Source organism: Janthinobacterium sp. ROICE36 (assembly GCF_002869965.1).
Classification (GTDB): domain Bacteria; phylum Pseudomonadota; class Gammaproteobacteria; order Burkholderiales; family Burkholderiaceae_D; genus Janthinobacterium.
This window is the reverse complement of record NZ_PEBS01000005.1, coordinates 104,515-122,653: the sequence shown is the minus strand read 5'-3', so window position 1 is coordinate 122,653 and position 18,139 is coordinate 104,515. Positions and strand designations below refer to the sequence as shown.

10 protein-coding genes are annotated in these 18,139 nt (G+C 64.9%); 9 read left to right on the top strand and 1 reads right to left on the bottom strand.

Features of this window, described 5'->3' with window-relative positions; translation table 11 throughout:
* Positions 1-26: 26 nt before the first annotated feature.
* Positions 27-2,150 carry a sodium-translocating pyrophosphatase gene (locus CSZ94_RS03845; RefSeq protein WP_102120291.1) on the top strand — a complete coding sequence of 708 codons (2,124 nt, stop codon included), beginning with the start codon at positions 27-29 and terminating at the stop codon, positions 2,148-2,150.
* Between the two features lie 51 nt (positions 2,151-2,201).
* Here the strand turns inward: CSZ94_RS03845 and CSZ94_RS03840 are convergent, their stop codons facing one another.
* Positions 2,202-4,277, bottom strand: a complete 2,076-nt coding sequence (locus tag CSZ94_RS03840; RefSeq protein WP_102120290.1) for a TonB-dependent receptor domain-containing protein — start codon at positions 4,275-4,277, stop codon at positions 2,202-2,204.
* Between the two features lie 245 nt (positions 4,278-4,522).
* Here CSZ94_RS03840 and CSZ94_RS03835 point away from each other — a divergent pair, with 245 nt between their 5' ends.
* The 8 genes from CSZ94_RS03835 to CSZ94_RS03800 all read left to right on the top strand — a co-directional run bounded on the left by CSZ94_RS03835 (position 4,523) and on the right by CSZ94_RS03800 (position 18,138).
* The gene (locus tag CSZ94_RS03835; protein WP_102120289.1) at positions 4,523-4,963 is read left to right on the top strand and encodes a hypothetical protein; all 441 of its coding nucleotides are present in this window, start codon (positions 4,523-4,525) and stop codon (positions 4,961-4,963) included.
* A gap of 162 nt (positions 4,964-5,125) precedes the next feature.
* Positions 5,126-5,884, top strand: a complete 759-nt coding sequence (locus CSZ94_RS03830) for a 3-hydroxyacyl-CoA dehydrogenase (protein WP_102120288.1) — start codon at positions 5,126-5,128, stop codon at positions 5,882-5,884.
* An 84-nt stretch (positions 5,885-5,968) separates the two neighbouring features.
* Complete coding sequence (gene ggt, locus CSZ94_RS03825; protein WP_102120287.1) at positions 5,969-7,744, top strand: gamma-glutamyltransferase; 1,776 nt, start codon at positions 5,969-5,971, stop codon at positions 7,742-7,744.
* Positions 7,745-7,785: 41 nt separating this feature from the next.
* On the top strand, positions 7,786-8,955 hold the full coding sequence (locus tag CSZ94_RS03820; protein ID WP_102120286.1) for a patatin-like phospholipase family protein: 1,170 nt from the start codon (positions 7,786-7,788) through the stop codon (positions 8,953-8,955).
* Positions 8,956-9,009: 54 nt separating this feature from the next.
* Entirely contained in the window at positions 9,010-13,242 is a 4,233-nt protein-coding gene (locus tag CSZ94_RS03815; RefSeq protein ID WP_258000755.1) for a hybrid sensor histidine kinase/response regulator, read from the top strand.
* A gap of 85 nt (positions 13,243-13,327) precedes the next feature.
* Positions 13,328-14,038, top strand: a complete 711-nt coding sequence (locus CSZ94_RS03810; RefSeq protein ID WP_102120284.1) for a response regulator — start codon at positions 13,328-13,330, stop codon at positions 14,036-14,038.
* Between the two features lie 93 nt (positions 14,039-14,131).
* On the top strand, positions 14,132-15,751 hold the full coding sequence (locus tag CSZ94_RS03805) for an AMP-binding protein (protein ID WP_102120283.1): 1,620 nt from the start codon (positions 14,132-14,134) through the stop codon (positions 15,749-15,751).
* On the top strand, positions 15,748-18,138 hold the full coding sequence (locus CSZ94_RS03800; RefSeq protein WP_102120282.1) for a bifunctional salicylyl-CoA 5-hydroxylase/oxidoreductase: 2,391 nt from the start codon (positions 15,748-15,750) through the stop codon (positions 18,136-18,138). Before CSZ94_RS03805 ends, CSZ94_RS03800 begins: the two co-directional genes overlap by 4 nt.
* Position 18,139: the final 1 nt, after the last annotated feature.

Sequence of the window (18,139 nt, the reverse complement as noted above, 5' to 3'; positions counted from 1 at the left end):
GTCGGATAAAAACAGAAGGGGACAATATGGCAGCCAGTTTGTGGTTTGCGGTAGCCTGCGGCGTGGTCGCAGTCATTTATGGTTTGGTGTCGCGTAGCTGGATCCTGCGCCAGGATCCAGGCAACGCGCGCATGCAGGAAATCGCGCTGGCCATCCAGCAAGGCGCGGCCGCCTACCTGGCGCGCCAGTACCGCACCATCGCCATCGTCGGCGTGGTGCTGCTGATCGCCATCTATGCCTTGCTCGGCTTGCATACGGCGCTGGGCTTTTTGATCGGCGCCGTACTCTCGGGCGCCTGCGGCTTCATCGGCATGAATGTCTCGGTGCGGGCGAATGTGCGCACGGCGCAGGCGGCCACCTTGGGCATCAACCAGGCCCTGAACGTGGCCTTCAAGGGCGGCGCGATCACGGGCATGCTGGTGGTGGGGCTGGGCTTGCTGGGCGTGACCCTGTTCTACTGGCTGCTGGTGACGACGGGCGCGCCCGGCCTGACCCGGCATGACTTGATCAAGCCGCTGATCGGCCTGGCCTTCGGCGCCTCGCTCATTTCCATCTTCGCGCGGCTGGGCGGCGGCATCTTCACCAAGGGCGCCGACGTGGGCGCGGACCTGGTGGGCAAGGTCGAGGCGGGCATCCCCGAGGACGATCCGCGCAACCCGGCCGTCATCGCCGACAACGTGGGCGACAACGTGGGCGACTGCGCCGGCATGGCGGCCGACCTGTTCGAAACCTATGTCGTGACCCTGATCGCCACCATGCTGCTGGGCGCCTTGTTGCTGGCCGATGCCGGCAGCAAGGCCATCATCTACCCGCTGCTGCTGGGCGCCGTTTCCATCCTTGGCTCCATCGTCGGCTGCTCGATGGTGAAAACCAAGCCGGGCGCGAAGATCATGTCGGCCCTGTACACGGGCCTGTGGTGGGCGGCAGGCCTGTCGCTGATCGGCTTTGCCGTGGTCACGTGGCTGCTGTGGCCGGACGACGCCATGCGCTACAAGATGATGGGCGCCACCGTCGTCGGCATCGTGCTCACGGGCCTGATGGTATACATCACCGAGTACTACACGGGCACGGACTTCAAGCCCGTGCGCCACATCGCCGAAGCGTCGACGACGGGCCACGGCACGAATATCATCGCCGGCCTGGGCGTATCGATGAAGTCCACCGCCTATCCGGTGCTGGCCGTCTGCGTCGCCATCCTCGTCTCGTATCAATTAGCAGGCCTGTACGGCATCGCCATCGCCGCCACGGCCATGCTGTCGATGGCGGGCATCATCGTCGCGCTCGACGCGTATGGCCCCATCACCGATAACGCGGGCGGCATCGCCGAAATGTCGGGCCTGCCCGATTCCGTACGCGCCATCACCGACCCGCTCGATGCCGTGGGCAACACCACCAAGGCCGTCACTAAGGGCTATGCCATCGGCTCGGCCGGCTTGGCTGCGCTGGTGCTGTTTGCCGACTACACGCATGCGCTCGAATCGGTGGGCCATCACATTACCTTCGATTTGTCGAACCCCATGGTCATCGTCGGCCTGTTCATCGGCGGCCTGATACCGTATCTGTTCGGCGCCATGGCGATGGAAGCCGTGGGCCGCGCGGCCGGTGCCGTGGTGGTCGAGGTGCGCCGGCAGTTCCGCGACATCAAGGGGATCATGGAAGGCACGGCCAAGCCCGAGTACGACAAGGCCGTCGACATGCTGACGGCGTCCGCCATCCGCGAAATGATCGTACCGTCCCTGCTGCCGGTGATGGTGCCCATCGTCGTCGGCATGCTGCTGGGACCAGCGGCGCTCGGTGGCTTGCTGATGGGCACCATCGTCACGGGCCTGTTCGTGGCCATTTCCATGACCACGGGCGGCGGCGCCTGGGACAATGCCAAGAAATACATCGAGGATGGCCATTTCGGCGGCAAGGGTTCGGACGCGCACAAGGCGGCCGTCACGGGCGACACGGTGGGCGACCCGTACAAGGATACGGCCGGTCCGGCCGTCAATCCCTTGATCAAGATCATCAATATCGTGGCCCTGCTGCTGGTACCGCTGTTGCCAGCCACGGGCTGGCTGGCCGTCCAGGCCCCGGCGCCCTTCCACGCGCCCGTGCCGGCTATCCTGGCGCCGGCGACACCCGCGCAAAGCTTGCCGGCGCAGTAAGGCCGGGTACTCCCGCCAGCCCTGCGGCACATGCCGCAGGGCGGTGCCGCCTCAGAAACGCGACGTCAGGCCTGCAAACATGCGGCGTCCCGGCACGTAATAGGTGACCAGACCGTCGTTGGCCGGGCCTTTCTTGAACAGGTTTTCCACGCCGCCACGCACGGTCCAGTTTGGCGTGATCTTGTAAGATACGATGGCATCGACGATGGTGTAGGCCTTGTTGGGCTTGCGGCGCGTCGAGGAGCGCGCTTCGGCGTCCAGTTCCTTGCCCGTGTACTGGGCCGACACTTCGCCAAACAGCTGGTCGTTGACTTGCCAGCCCAGCGCCGAATACAGCGACACTTTCGGCGTCGACAGCAGGTTGACGCCTGTCGTCAGGTTTTTCGCTTCCGCCATATACGTCAGGTTGTTGCGCCAATTCACATGTTTCGTCAGCGGAATGGTCAACGTTCCTTCCAGCCCGCTGGTACGCGCCTTCTGGATATTCGTCATCTTGGTCCACCATTCTCCCTGGAAGAAGCCGAGCGGCGTATAGTCGATCTTGTTCTTGAAATCCGTGTGGAAATACGTCAAGCCTGCATCCCAGCCGTTGTGTTCGTACGCCACGCCAAATTCGGCCGCCGTGCTCGTTTCCGGCTTCAAGTCCGCATTGCCTGCCATGTAGCAGCCGCCCGTGATGTAGCCCATCGGGCGCAAGCCGTTGCAGCCGTTGCCGCCCGACTGGGTGGCGGCGCCCGGTGCATTTTCCTTCAGGCTGGGGGCGCGGAAGCCTTGCGACACGCCGCCCTTGATGGTCCAGGAAGGTAGCGGGTGGTACACCAGGTACAGGCGCGGGCTGTAGTGGTTGCCGAACTTGCTGTGGTGGTCGAGGCGCAGGCCCGCTGTGGCCGTCAAGTTTTCGCGCAGGAACAACTGATCTTCCGCAAACAGGGCCGAGGTGGTGCCGGACAAGGTCGCGCCGCTGACGGGGTTGCCCAGGTAATCGGTGGGCACGGTGCCGATGGTGTCCGTGTTCGTCAGCTCCTGGTGCTTCCACTGGCCGCCCATCACCAGCAATTGCTCGATGCCCCAGACCAGGCGTTTTTCCAGGGTCGCGTCCAGCGTGCTGTCCTTGGACTTGGCCACCGTGCCGATGAACTGGTTGTCATAATCGTTGTGGTACAGGTTGACCTTGGCCTTGCCGAAGTCATAGCGGCCTTCATAGCCGAGGCTGGCGCTCTTGCGTATCAGCTTGCTGGCGCCCCAGGCTCCGAACAGTGGCCTGCCATTGGCGTCGACCGTGGGCGAATCGCTCGCTTCCTGGCGGCCATAGCTGGCGTCCAGCGACAGGCTGTGCTTGTTATTCAGTGCCCAGTTCAGCTGGCCTGTGACCGTCTGGTTGCGCTCGCCGCCAATGCCGCCCGCCTTGCCGCTGCTGCGCTCATCGGGATTTTGCTTCGATTGCGCTACGCCGAGGCGCATGCCCACCGAATCCGACAGGGGGCCGGCCAGGTTCACGCCCAGCTGGTGCGCCGTGCCGCGGCCGCTGTCTTGCGGCTGCGTGTAGTTGGCCGTGGCCGAGCCGTTCCACTTGCCCGGCACCTTGCGGGTGATGATGTTGATCACGCCGCCCATGGCGTCCGAACCGTACAGCGACGACATGGGGCCGCGCACCACTTCGATGCGCTCGATCATCTCGGGCGAGATCCAGTTCAAGTCCTGGCGGCCCAGGTCGGGACGGTAAGCCGTGTCGGCCGAGCTGCCCATGCGCTTGCCATCGACCAGGATCAGGGTGTATTTGTCGGGCAAGCCGCGCAGCTTGATCTTCGATTCCTCGCCCGTGGGGCTGGTGCCGCCCGTCACGCCGGGGATGCGGCGCAGCAGGGTATTCAAGTCATACACGGGCTGGCGTTCGATTTCCTCGCGCGTGATGACGCTGATACTGGCTGGCGCATCCTTGATGTCGATGGCCGTGCCCGATGCGGTGACGACCACCGTGTTCATGCTGGGATCGGCGGCCACATTGCCTTCGGCCCAGGCGCTGCTGACGGCCAGCGACAGCAGGCAGGGCAGGAGCAGGGCGGCGCCATGAATGGCGCGGGCGGGAGTGGCGACGGGGGTTACGAAGACGGTGCTACGCTGGGTCATGGTGAACTTTCCGGATGTTGTTATTTCCTGGCTGCCTACCGGGTGGCTCGGGTATAAATGAATGAAAAGAAAATAAACTGCTCGCCCATTCCGCGAATGAGAATGGGAATCGTTCTTATTGTAATGCCATACTGGCAAGAAGGAAAGTGCTGAAAGGAAATAAAACACCGTTGCAAAGTGCGCTGGCATCTGGCGCCGCGTGTGCCAATAATGAAAGCGCTATGATCGATGCTTGGGGAGGTAGCATGAAGACGATGATAAAAACCATACCGGCGCTGGCCTGCGCCATGCTGCTCGCTGGCGGCCATGCCTGGTCGCAGGAGCCGGCGGCGCCCGCCGAGTCCTTGAGTGAGCCTTTGCCCGTCTGCCAGCTCGACCCGCATGACAGCGGCAAGCTGGCGGTGGAACCATGCCGCCCGGCGCCGCCCGTGCAGCCGCGCCGGTCCGTGGCGCAAGTGATCGGCCGCATGCCCGTGCAGCGCACGACGCCGCCCGTCGTGTCCATGCCTTCCTTGCCGCCCAGCCGGGCCGTGCCCATGCCTGGCGCGCCGCAGCCCATCGGTGCCTGCGACACAGGCGGTTGCCGCGATGCGGCCGGCGCGCGCTACAACGGCGCGGGCAATGCCACGCTCGATGCCAACGGCCGCATCTGCCATCGCAACGGCGCTTTCATGCAGTGTTTTTAGCCCTGCCATTCGCTGCCGCTACAAGTTTTCGCTCGGTGACCGCAAAAATGGCTACAATTGTCGCCGACATGACGTTTACGTAAACGTAATAGCGCGTAATGATGGCATCGTGCATCAACCATCAGGCGCCGGGAACACGACACTTATCACTCAGGAGATTTCATGCAGATTCAGGACAATGTATTCATCATCACGGGCGGCGCATCGGGTTTGGGCGCAGCCACGGCGCGCATGCTGACGGCCGCTGGCGGCAAGGTCGTGCTGGCCGATGTGCAGACGGAGGCGGGCCAGGCGCTGGCCGCTGAACTGAACGGCGTGTTCGTGCAGTGCGACGTGACGTCGGAAGAAGATGGCATGGCCGTGGTGGCAGCGGGCCTCAAGCTGGGTACATTGCGCGGCCTGGTCAATTGCGCCGGCGTGGCGCCGGCCGTGAAAACCGTGGGCAAGGATGGCCCGCACCCGCTGGCGCTGTTCCAGAAAGTCGTCAACATCAACCTGGTCGGCACCTTCAATATGTGCCGCCTGGCGGCCGATGCCATGGCCAAGCAGGATGCCACCGTTGAAGGCGAGCGCGGCATCATCATCAACACGGCGTCCGTGGCGGCCTATGATGGCCAGATCGGCCAGGCCGCGTATGCGTCGTCGAAGGCGGCCGTGGTGGGGCTGACCCTGCCGATGGCGCGCGACCTGTCGCGCAACGGCATCCGCGTGATGACGGTGGCGCCCGGCATTTTCGAAACCCCCATGCTGCTGGGCATGCCGGCCGAAGTGCAGGACGCGCTGGGCAAGATGGTGCCGTTCCCATCGCGCCTGGGCAAGCCCGGCGAATACGCACAACTGGTGAAAGCCATCGTGGAAAACGTCATGCTCAATGGCGAAACGATACGTTTGGACGGCGCCATCCGCATGCAGCCGAAATAAGCCCGGCGCGATTTGATGTAGGATATCCCCGTATGGGGCGTACAGCCTTGCTCGGCTGTGCGCCCTTTTTTTATCGGAGAATCCATGATCACATTGAAGCCGCTGGCGCTGAGCCTGACCTTGTTGGGAGCTCTGGCTGCCTATCCTTCCTTTGCCGAAGTGCCGCAAAAGGCGCCGGAAATCGCCACCGCGTATGCGGAAAAATCGGGTCGGGCAGCGCAGAAATTCATGGTGGCCGCCGCCAATCCGCTGGCCGCCGATGCCGGCTACCAGATGCTGAAAAAAGGCGGCAGCGCCATTGATGCGGCCATCGCCACGCAGTTGGTGCTGACCCTGGTCGAACCGCAATCGTCGGGCATCGGCGGCGGCGCCTTCCTGTTGTACTCTACGGCCAAGGGCGTGCAAGCCTTCGACGGACGCGAAACGGCGCCCGCTAGCGCCGACGAACACCTGTTTCAGAATGCCGACGGTAGCCCCGTCTCGCGCGCCACGGGCGTGGTGGGCGGGCGTTCCGTGGGCGCGCCGGGCGTGCTGCGCATGCTGGAACTGGCGCACAAGGAGCATGGCAAGCTGCCGTGGGCGACACTGTTCGGCCCCGCCATCAAGCTGGCGCACGGCGGTTTTCCCGTCAGCCAGCGCCTCAACGGCCTATTAAACTGGGACCAGGCGCTGAAGCGCGACCCTGTTGCCGCCGCCTATTTCTATGACCAGAAAGGCAATGCCTGGCCCGTCGGCCATGTACTGAAAAACCCGCAACTGGCGCGCACCCTGCGCGAGATCGCCCGCGGTGGCGCCGACGCCTTTTACCAGGGCCGCATCGCGCGCGACATCGCCGCCAAGGTGGCCTCGCACCCGACCAATCCGGGCAAGCTGACGGCGTTTGACATCGCCGGCTACCAGGCCAAGGTGCGCGAGCCTGTCTGCAGCGACTACAAGGCCTGGACCGTGTGCGGCATGCCGCCGCCATCCTCGGGTGGCATCGCCATCGCGCAGATGCTGGGCATGCTGGAAGTGAAGGATATACGCCCGTTTCCGCCCGTCGACGGCGTGCTCGATGCGCAGGCGATACACCTGTTTTCGGAAGTGGGGCGCCTGGCCTACGCGGACCGCAACCGCTACGTGGCCGACACGGACTTCGTGCCGCTGCCCGGTAACGGCATCGCGGCGATGCTGGATAAAACCTATTTGGCGCAGCGCGCCTCCCTGATCGGCGAGAAATCCATGGGCCGCGCCTTGCCCGGCACGCCGCCCGGCATGCAGGTGGCGTGGGGCATGGACAATGCGCTGCAGCGCCCATCGACGTCGCACCTGGTGGCGGTGGATGCCTTCGGCGGCGGCCTGTCGATGACCACCAGTGTGGAAGACGCCTTCGGTTCGCGCCAGATGGTCGACGGCTTCTTGCTGAATAACCAGCTGACGGATTTTTCGTTCGATTCGCGCGATGCGGACGGCCCCATCGCCAACCGCGTACAGGCTGGCAAGCGTCCGCGCAGCGCCATGTCGCCCACGCTGGTATTTGAAAAGGGCACGCACAAGCTGGTGCTGGCGACGGGATCGCCGGGCGGCTCGTCCATCATCAATTATGTGGCCAAGGTGCTGGTCGGCACCATGGACTGGGGCCTGAACGTGCAGCAGGCCATCAACCTGCCGAACTTCGGCAGCCGCAACGGCCCGACGGAGCTGGAAAAGGGCCGCGCGCCGGCAGCCCAGGTCGAGGCGCTGCAAGCGATGGGCCACGAGGTGCGCGTGATCGAACAGAATTCCGGCTTGCAGGGCATCATGCGCCTGAACGCGCACGGCAAGGATTTCTGGTTTGGCGGTGCCGATCCGCGCAGGGAAGGCATGGTCAGAGGGGATTGAATCTTTTCCACAAAGTATCAAGACCCTGCTAATCTGCCGGCATGGGAATGCAAAATAAAACAGGCTTGATACTCACGGGAGGAGGCGCCCGTGCCGCCTACCAGGTGGGCGTGCTGCAGGCGATTTCGGCGATATTGTGGGAAGCGGGCTGGGCGCCTGCGCGCAACCCGTTCGACATCATTTGCGGCACCTCGGCCGGCGCCATCAACGCCACGGCGCTGGCCTGCCGGGCCGACAACTTCGGCGAAGGCGTGCAAAAGCTGCTCGACGTGTGGCAGCATATCCAGGTCGAGCAAGTCTACCGCGCCGATTCGCTGGGCGTGATACGCTCGGGTGCGCGCTGGCTGTCGCTGCTGTCGTTCGGCTGGCTGCTGCGCCAGTGGCATGCCTCGCCGCCCAATTCCCTGCTCGACAATACTCCTTTGGTCAGCCTGCTGCACCGCATGCTCGACCTGCCGCGCCTGGACGCGGCGCTGGCCGATGGGCTGCTGCATGCGCTGGCCGTGACGGCATCGTCGTATTCGGGCAGCCGCCACATGACGTTTTACCAGACGGCCGCCGAGATCGCGCCGTGGGTACGCACGCAGCGCCTGGCCTTGCAAGACCAGATCGACGTGGAGCATTTGCTCGCCTCGGCCGCCATCCCTTTTATTTTTCCCGCCGTGCCCCTGTACATAGGTGGCCAGCGCGAGTACTGCGGCGACGGATCGATGCGCCAGCTGGCACCGATTTCCCCGGCCATTCACCTGGGTGCGAACAAGGTGCTGGTGGTGGGCGCGGGGCGCATGACGGAACCGGCGCCCTCTGCGGCCGATTCGGCGCGCTACCCCAGCCTGGCGCAGATCGCCGGCCACGCGCTGTCGTCGATTTTCCTCGATGGCCTGGCCGTCGACATCGAGCGCCTGAACCGCATCAACCTCACCTTGTCGATGCTGCCGCCTGAATTGCTGGGCAAGACGGCATTGAAACCGGTGGAGTTGCTGGTCATCGCGCCGTCCGAGCGGCTCGACGCCATCGCCAGCCGGCATATCGGCAGTTTGCCCCGTCCCATCCGCACCATGTTGTCGGGCATCGGCGCGGCAGAAGCGCGCGGCGCGGCATTGGCATCGTATTTATTGTTCGAATCGACGTATACTAATGAGCTGATCCGTCTTGGACAGCGCGATACGCAGGCCCGCAAGGACGATGTACTGGCGTTTTTTGGTTCTTGAGACGGCCCCCGGAACAGTAGCCGGAGTTTTCGCGTTTTTTTTGACAGGACGATTGTGCTGGTATTTCGACGTGCTTGCGAAGTGGTATTGCTGTTGTCTTTGCTGCTGCCTGGCGTCCCGGCTGCGGCGGCGCCCGCGCCCACCCTGCGTTTCGACCAGCTCAGCGTTGAACAGGGTCTGGCGCAGGAGTCGGTGCTGGCCATCGCCCAGGACCGGCAGGGCTATATGTGGTTTGGCAGCCAGTCTGGCCTGAGCCGTTACGATGGCTACCGCATGGTCATCTACAAGAATATCGAGGGCGACAAGACCAGCCTGGCCGACAACTGGGTCGGCGAACTGCATGTCGATCGCCAGGGTCAGCTGTGGGTGGGCACCGACAACGGCCTGGACCGCTTCGATGCCGCCAGCCAGACCTTCGTTCACTACGTCCCGGCCGAAAAGAGCAAGCGCGGCAACGGCAACCGGCATATCCACGCCATTCTTGACGATGGCGCGCGCGGCTTCTGGATCGCCACCTCGGACGGCTTGCAGCATTTCGACCCCGCCACAGGCGCCTTCCGTACCTGGCACCATGAAGAAGGCAATCCGCACAGTCTGGGCGACAATGAAATCAAGGCGCTGGTGCTGGACGCGCAACAGCGCCTGTGGATAGGCACCGTCACGGGCCTGGACATGCTGGCGCCGGGCAGTGACCGCTTCGAGCATTTCGCCGTCGACACGGAGCCCGGTTCGAAGTACAACGTGATCCAGTCGCTGCTGGTGGACCGCCAGCAGAATCTGTGGATAGGCACCATGGCCGGCGCCGAGCGCTGGCGCCTGGGCGGCGCCAGGCAGGCACCGCAGTCGCGCCTGCGCCTGAATGAAAAACAGGGCTTTTCTGCCATCCGCGTGGCAAGCCTGTACCAGGATATCGACGCCACCGTCTGGCTGGGCAGCAATGCCGATGGCCTGTTCCGCTGGCTGCCCGAGAGCGACACCTTCCTGCAGTATCGCCACCAGACGGGCGATAAATACAGCGTCGCCGACAACCAGCTGTCGTCGCTATACCGCGACCGCGCGGGCACCTTCTGGGTCGGCTCCTGGTACAACGGCGTGAGCCGGGTCGACCTGGGCAGCGGCGGCTTTTCGCGCATGGCGCGGGCGCCCGGCGATGTGGGCGCGCTGGCGGACAAGAAAGTGCGCGCCGTGGCCGACGCGGGCAATGGCAAGCTGTGGCTGGCCACCAAGGGAGGCTTGAAATTGTACGATACGCGCGACGGCAGCTCGCGCTTGTTCGACCTGCGCAGTTCGCCCGGCATGTCGCGCGACGAGCAGGTCACCACCCTGTACAAGGCGCCGGACGGCACCCTGTGGGTGGGCGGCTCGACGGGCTTGCACCGCTTCGATCCGGCACGCGGGCGTTTTTTTACCATGCGCTTTGCCGCCGGCGATCCGAACAGCGACACCATCCGCAATGTCGTGAGCGACCGCAGCGGCATGCTGTGGGTGTCGACGCGGGGCGGCGTGCACCGTTTCGACCCCGTCAGCCGGGCCTTTACCACCTACCGTCACGATCCGGCCAACCCGAACAGCCTGTCCGACAACATGGTGCGGCCCGTGCTGGAAGATGGCAAGAGGCGGCTGTGGATAGGCTCTTTCCATGGCCTGGACTTGCTGGACCGCGCCAGCGGCCAGTTCCGGCATTTCCGCCATGATCCGCAAAACCCGCATAGCCTCAGCCACGACGAGGTGCATTTCCTGCACGAGGACAAGCGCGGCGGGCTGTGGGTGGGCACGGCCAATGGCTTGAACCGCATGGACGTCGATGCGAAGGGCGAGATCCGCTTCCGGCGCTTCGTGCGCAAGGATGGCATGGCCGACGATGCCGTCGCCAGCATCCTGGGCGACGATAACGAGCAGCTGTGGCTGAGCACGAATAGCGGCATCACGCGGCTCGACATGCGCAGTGGCCTGTTCCGCAACTACGACAGCGCCGATGGCACCGTGGAAGGCTCGTACTTCGATGGCGCGGCCCTGCGCGCGGCAGATGGGACCATGTATTTCGGCGGTTTTAACGGCATGACGGCGTTCGTGCCGCAGGATATCCACGACAACCGCGTGCCGCCGCTGGTGGCCATCACGGAGCTGCAGATTTTTAACAAGCCGGTGGCCATCGGCCGCGGCGAGTTCGCGCACGTGCTCAGGACGGCGATCGAGCATACGCGCCAGCTAGTGCTGACCAGCCGCGAAAGCGTCTTTTCGCTGGAATTTGCGGCCCTGCATTTCGCGGCACCCCAGCGCAATATGTTCGCCTACCGGCTCGAAGGCTTCGACCAGGACTGGGTCATGACGGATGCGGGGCGGCGCTTTGCCACCTACACCAACCTCGACGCGGGCAATTATGTGTTTCGCGTCAAGGCGGCCAACAAGGATGGCGTGTGGAACGAGAGCGGCGCCACCTTGGCCATCACGATCCTGCCGCCGTTCTGGAAAACCTGGTGGTTCCGCAGCCTGATGGCGGCGCTGCTGCTGGGCGCCGTGTATGGCGCTTACCGCCAGCGCGTGCGCGCGCTGCGGCGCCAGCAGAACGAGCTGGAAAAGCAGGTCAGCGAACGCACGGCCGAGTTGCAGAGCAAGGAAATCGAAGTACTAGCCCAGTCGGAAAAGCTGGCGCAAGTGAACAGTAGCCTGACGAAAAACGAGGAAAGCCTGCGCCATGCCAAGCGCAAGGCCGAGGACGCGACGCGCCAGAAGTCGGAATTTTTGGCCAACATGAGCCACGAGATGCGCACGCCGCTGGCCGGCGTGATCGGCATGCTGGGCTTTGCACTGCGCGACGAGCAGTTGCACGACGCCACGCGCGAGCAGATTTTGCGGGGCCAGGCCAATGCCCAGTCGCTGCTGGTGATCATCAATGACTTGCTCGACTTTTCCAAGATCGAGGCGGGCAAGCTGAGTATAGAAAATATCGATTTCGCGCTTGGCGGGGCAATCGAGACGGTCGTCAGCCTGTTCGAGGAGCAGGCGGCCGCGCGCAGCATCGGTTTCGCCATCGATTTCGCGCCCGACCTGCCGCCCTTCGTGGTGGGCGACCCGACCCGTTTGCGCCAGGTACTGGTCAACCTGGTCGGCAATGCCTTCAAGTTCACGCAGCGCGGCGGCGTCAGCGTGTGCGTCGAGCGAGCTGGCGTGACCAGCGGCAGCGGCGGGCGCCGTGTCAACCTGATCCGCTTCACCGTCAGCGACAGCGGCATCGGCATCGATGCCGACGCGATGGCGCGCCTGTTCCAGAAGTTCGAACAGGCCGACGCCAGCACCACGCGGCGCTACGGCGGCACGGGGCTGGGCCTGGCGATCTGCCGCCAACTGGTCGAACTGATGGAGGGCGAGATCGAGGTGGCGAGTACGCCGGGGCAGGGCAGCACCTTTGCCTTCACCTTGCCGCTGGCCGATGGCGTGGCACCGCCGCAGGTGCCGCAGGTGGCGCTGGCGCCGCACAGCCACCAGTTGCGCGTGCTGTGCGCCGAAGACTTCCCCACCAACCAGATCATCATCCGCGTCATGCTCGAAGAATTGGGGCACAGAGTCGACGTGGTCGCCAACGGCGCGCTGGCGGTGGCGGCCTGCGTGCATACCCGCTATGACCTGATCCTGATGGACGGGCGCATGCCAGAGATGGACGGCGCCACGGCGACGCGATTGATCCGCGTGGGCGGCTGGCCGGACCAGCCCGTGCGCGACCAGGAACTGATGATCGTGGCCGTGACGGCGAATGCCAGCGAAGAAGACCGCAGCCGCTACCTGGGCGTCGGCATGGATGATTTTCTCAGCAAACCGGTGGATGATGCGGCGCTGCATGGCTTGCTGGCGCGCGCCATCGAGCGCCAGCTGCAGCGCGGTTTCATGTTGCCGCGCATGCCGCCTCACGTGCCGCGCGGCGTTTTGCGAGGGCAGGCCGAACTCGATGCCTTGTTCGGCATCGCGCCGGCAGTCCCCGTCGCGGCGCCGTCCCCCTCCGGCCGCAGCGGCGAACTGCAACGGCGTATCCGTGTCGCCTTCGTCGCCGATCTGGAGGGACGCTTGCGGGAACTCGACGCCGCGCTGGCGGCACAGGACAAGGACAATGCCGGGCGCCTGCTGCACGGCTTGAAGGGCAGCGCCGCCTATCTCGATGAAATGCAGCTGCACATGCTGTGCACGGAACTGGAAGAGGCGGCGGATGGCGGACGCTGGATGCAGGTGGCCTTGCATTTGCCACAATTGCGCGCACTGTTGGCGCAAATCGCCGTGACGGGCCAGGAGATGTAAAATAGGCAATGCCGGCCATGGAGCGCGCGGCGAAACTGGGTAGAATACGGCCAGGCCCCTCACGCTGCCGGCAATGGAGAAAGCAATGAAAGTACTGGTGGTTGACGATGATGTCGTGTCGCGCATGGTATTGATGCATCTGATCGACAGCTGCGGCGTGCACGATATCGTAGAAGCCGAAGATGGCGCGGCGGCGTGGGAGCAGCTCGAAGGGGGCTTGCGCCCGTCGCTGTGCTTCTGCGATTTGCGCATGCCGCGCCTGTCCGGCATGGAACTGCTGCAGAAAATCCGCTCCGACAGCGCGCTCGATGCCATGCCACTGGTGCTGGTGTCGTCGGCGAATGACCAGGACACGGTGCGTGACGCCGTGCAGGCCGGTGCTGCGGGCTATATCGTCAAACCCTTCCAGCCGGAGCAGGTGCGCCAGCATATCGACGCCTGCTTCGACGTGTCGGCCTTGCCGGCCGAGGCGCCGCGCGACACCTTGCAGCGGTTGGGCATCGACAGCGAACGCCTGCTGGCCTATCTGACGGGTTTCCAGGGGCAGGTCGGCGCCGCCAGCGAACAGGTCGACGCCTTGCTGGCGCGCGGCGAACCGGCCCAGGCGCGCCAGCAGCTAGAACGCCTGCACCTCGGTTGCCGCACCCTGGGTTTGCATGGCGCGGAGGCTGGCATGAGCGCACTACTGCAGTCGGCGGTGCTCGATGGCGGCCAGATACAGGCGGCGCTGGCCGCGCTGGCGCGCAGCGTGTCGCAGCAGGCGCGCCGGCTGCGACAGCAGGACGGCATCGACTGAATCTGCTGTTTTCCGCTTGCCTGGAAAATACTTTAGGTTTAAAGTATCTGCTTCCGGGCCTTGTGCACGCGCCCGCTACCAGCCAGGATGAGCATGAGCAGCGACCTTTCGCCTAGCACCGCATCTCCCCAGGACGACTTTGCGCGCGCGCATTTGCCGCCGCGCGCACTCTGGCCGCAGCTATGCCTGGACTTGCCCGGGCTGCAGTATCCGCCGCGTCTCAATTGCGTCGCCGTGCTGCTCGATGCGGCCGTGGCCAACGGTGGCGGCGAGCGCACCGCCATCCTTGCCGACGGCCAGCGCTGGACTTACGCGCAGCTGGCGCGGCAGGTTGACCGCATCGCCCACGTGCTGCGGACGGACCTGCGCCTGATCCCCGGCAACCGCGTGCTGCTGCGCGGCGCGAATACCCCCATGATGGCTGCCTGCCTGTTGGCCGTGCTGAAGGCCGGCTGCATCGCCGTGCCCACCATGCCGCTGCTGCGCGTGCGTGAACTGTCTACTATCCTGGCCAGGGCGCAAGTGAACGCCGTGCTGTGCGCGCAGGGTTTGCGCGCGGAACTCGATGGCGTGTCGAAATGCCCGCCGATGCAGTGCTTTGGCGCCGATGGCGCCGAACTGGAACAGCGCATGGCCGCCCACGATGCCCCTTTTGCCGCATGCGACACGGCGGCCGACGACGTCTGCCTGATCAGCTTTACCTCGGGCACCACGGGCGTGCCCAAGGGCACCATGCACATGCAGCGCGACCTGCTGGCCATCTGCGACTGCTTTCCCCGCTCGCTGCTGCAGGTGCGCGCCGACGATATCTTCATCGGCACGCCGCCGCTGGCCTTCACCTTCGGCCTGGGCGGCTTGCTGCTGTTCCCCCTGCGCTTTGGCGCTTGCGCCGTGCTGCTGGAAAAACTCACGCCCGAGGGTCTGCTGCGCGCCATCGCTGCCTATCACGCCACGATCTGCTTCACGGCGCCCACCTTTTACCGCCAGATGGCGCCGCTGGCCGCGCAGCACGACCTGCGCAGCCTGCGCCTGTCCGTCTCGGCCGGCGAGGCGCTGCCGCTGGCCACGCGCGACGCCTGGCAGGCGGCGACGGGACTGGCCATGACGGACGGCATCGGCGCCACCGAGATGCTGCACATTTTCATTTCCGCCACGGGCGAGGGCATACGCCGCGGCGCCATCGGCAAGGCCATTCCCGGCTACCAGGCCTGCATCGTCGACGATGCAGGCGTACCGCAGCCGCCCGGCGTGACGGGCCGCCTGGCGGTGAAAGGGCCTACGGGCTGCCGTTACCTGTCCGACCCGCGCCAGCGCGAGTATGTGCAGAACGGCTGGAACCTGACGGGAGATACCTTCGAGATGGATGCTGATGGTTACTTCTATTACCGCTCGCGCAGCGACGACATGATCGTCTCGGCCGGCTACAACATCGCCGGCCCGGAAGTGGAGGAAGCGCTGCTGCGCCATCCGGCCGTGGCCGAATGCGGCGTGGTCGGGCGCGCCGATGCCGAGCGTGGCCAGATCGTCGAGGCGCACGTGGTACTCAAGGATGGCTGCCAGGCCAGCGACGCGCTGGCAGCCGAACTGCAGGACTTCGTGCGCCAGCAGATCGCCCCGTATAAATACCCGCGCGCCATCCGTTTCCTGCCTTCTTTGCCGCGCACGGAAACGGGCAAGCTGCAGCGCTTCAAACTTCGCACGGACACCCCATGAATATCGTCTGCATCGGCGGCGGCCCCGCCGGCCTGTATTTCAGCCTGCTCATGAAAAAGCAGAACCCCGCGCACCGCATCACCGTCATCGAGCGCAACCGCCCGTACGACACGTTTGGCTGGGGCGTGGTGTTTTCCGACCAGACCCTGGGCAACCTGGCCAGCGCGGACGAGCCGACGGCGCGCGCCATTCTGCAGGCGTTCAACCACTGGGACGCTATCGAGATCCACTTCAAGGGCGAGACCGTGCGCTCTGGCGGTCATGGTTTTTGCGGCATCGGCCGCAAGCGCCTGCTCAACATCCTGCAAGCGCGCTGCGAGGAGCTTGGCGTGCAACTGGTGTTCGAGACGGAAGTGCAGGACGACCAGGCCATCGCGCGCCAGTACGGCGCCGACCTGGTGATCGCCAGCGACGGCTTGAACAGCCGTATCCGCACGCGTTATGCGGCCAGCTACCAGCCCGAAATCGAGCAGCGTCATTGCCGCTTCATCTGGCTGGGCACGCGCAAGAAATTCGAAGCCTTCACGTTTGCCTTCCGCCAGACGCCATATGGCTGGTTCCAGGCGCATATCTACCAATATGACGGCGATACCTCGACCTTCATCGTCGAAACGCCGGAACACGTGTGGCGCGCGGCTGGACTCGATGCCATGAGCCAGGAAGAGGGCATCGCCTTTTGCGAAGCGCTGTTTGCCGAGGAACTCGATGGCCATGGTTTATTGAGCAATTCGCCGCACTTGCGCGGCTCGGCGCAGTGGATCACCTTCCCGCGCATCGTTTGCCGGCAATGGGTGCATCACCAGGATGGCGTACCCGTCGTGCTGATGGGCGACGCGGCCCACACGGCGCATTACTCGATCGGCTCGGGCACCAAGCTGGCGCTGGAAGACGCCATCGAGCTGGCGCGCTGCTTTGGTCTGCATGCCGATACGGAGGCGGCGCTGGCCGCCTACCAGCAGCTGCGGGCCATCGAGGTGCTGAAAATCCAGAGCGCGGCGCGCAATTCCATGGAATGGTTTGAGAACGTCGAACGCTACAGCGCCATGGAAGCGCCGCAGTTCGCCTATTCCATGCTGACGCGCAGCCAGCGCATTTCGCATGAAAACCTGCGCCTGCGCGATCCTCAATATGTGGCCGATTACGAACGGTGGCTGGCGCGGCGCGCGGCCGAACAGACTGGTGTTGTGTTTCCGCAAGAACCTTTGCCGGAGGTGGCCATGCCGCCCATGCTCACGCCCTTCAGGCTGCGCGGCGTGCTGCTGAAAAACCGCATCGCCGTCTCGCCGATGGCGCAGTACAGTGCCGTCGATGGCGTGGCGGGCGACTATCATCTGATGCACTTGGGCGCGCGCGCCATGGGCGGCGCGGGGCTCGTGTTTGCCGAGATGACGTGCGTGTCGGCCGACGCGCGCATCACGCCCGCCTGCCCCGGCATGTATAGCGAAGCGCACACGCAGGCGTGGCGCCGCATCGTCGATTTCGTGCATGCCAACAGCGACGCGAAGATCGCCCTGCAACTGGGGCACGCGGGCGCGAAAGGCTCGACGCGCCCCATGTGGGATGGCATCGACCTGCCCTTGAAGGAAGATAACTGGCCGCTGATCTCGGCTTCGGAACAGCAGTATCTGGCCGGCGTGTCGCAGGTGGCCCGCGCGGCCACGGAAAGCGACCTGGCGCGCATCGAGCAGGATTTCGTGCGCGCCACCTTGGCCGCCGCCGTCGCCGGTTTCGACTGGCTGGAACTGCATTGCGCGCATGGTTATTTGCTGTCGAGTTTTATATCGCCGCTGACCAACCGCCGCACGGACGAGTATGGCGGCAGCCTGGAAAACCGCTGCCGTTATCCCTTGCGCGTGTTGCGCGCCATGCGCGCCGCCTGGCCGCAAGATAAACCCATGAGCGTGCGCATCTCGGCCCACGATTGGGTCGAAGGCGGTATCACGCCCGACGATGCGGTCGACATCGCGCGCCTGTTCAAGCAGGCCGGCGCCGACCTGATCGACTGTTCCTCGGGCCAGGTCAGCAAGCTCGAACAGCCCGTATACGGGCGCATGTTCCAGGCGCCGTTCGCCGACCGCGTGCGCAACGAGGCGGGCATCGCCAGCATGGCCGTCGGCTCCATCTTCGAAGCCGACCACGCCAACAGCATCATCGCCGCCGGCCGCGCCGACCTGTGCGCCGTGGGCCGCCCGCACCTGGCCAACCCGGCCTGGACCCTGACGGAAATGGCGCGCATCGGCTACAGCGGCGCGGGCTCTGCTTGGCCGAAACAGTACCGGCCGGGCCAGCAGCAGCTGGAACGCAATCTGCAGCGCGAGCGTCAGCTGGCTGCCGCCAGTACGGGCCTCACCCCGCAACAGGTGGCCGCGCGGCTGCTGGAAGGATGAC

Coding starts and splice junctions, on each gene's coding strand:
- CSZ94_RS03845 (WP_102120291.1), top strand. CDS start 27: ATGGCAGCCAGTTTGTGGTTTGCGGTAGCCTGCGGCGTGGTCGCAGTC.
- CSZ94_RS03800 (WP_102120282.1), top strand. CDS start 15,748: ATGAATATCGTCTGCATCGGCGGCGGCCCCGCCGGCCTGTATTTCAGC.
- CSZ94_RS03805 (WP_102120283.1), top strand. CDS start 14,132: ATGAGCAGCGACCTTTCGCCTAGCACCGCATCTCCCCAGGACGACTTT.
- CSZ94_RS03830 (WP_102120288.1), top strand. CDS start 5,126: ATGCAGATTCAGGACAATGTATTCATCATCACGGGCGGCGCATCGGGT.
- CSZ94_RS03810 (WP_102120284.1), top strand. CDS start 13,328: ATGAAAGTACTGGTGGTTGACGATGATGTCGTGTCGCGCATGGTATTG.
- CSZ94_RS03820 (WP_102120286.1), top strand. CDS start 7,786: ATGGGAATGCAAAATAAAACAGGCTTGATACTCACGGGAGGAGGCGCC.
- CSZ94_RS03840 (WP_102120290.1), bottom strand. CDS start 4,277: ATGACCCAGCGTAGCACCGTCTTCGTAACCCCCGTCGCCACTCCCGCC.
- ggt (WP_102120287.1), top strand. CDS start 5,969: ATGATCACATTGAAGCCGCTGGCGCTGAGCCTGACCTTGTTGGGAGCT.
- CSZ94_RS03835 (WP_102120289.1), top strand. CDS start 4,523: ATGAAGACGATGATAAAAACCATACCGGCGCTGGCCTGCGCCATGCTG.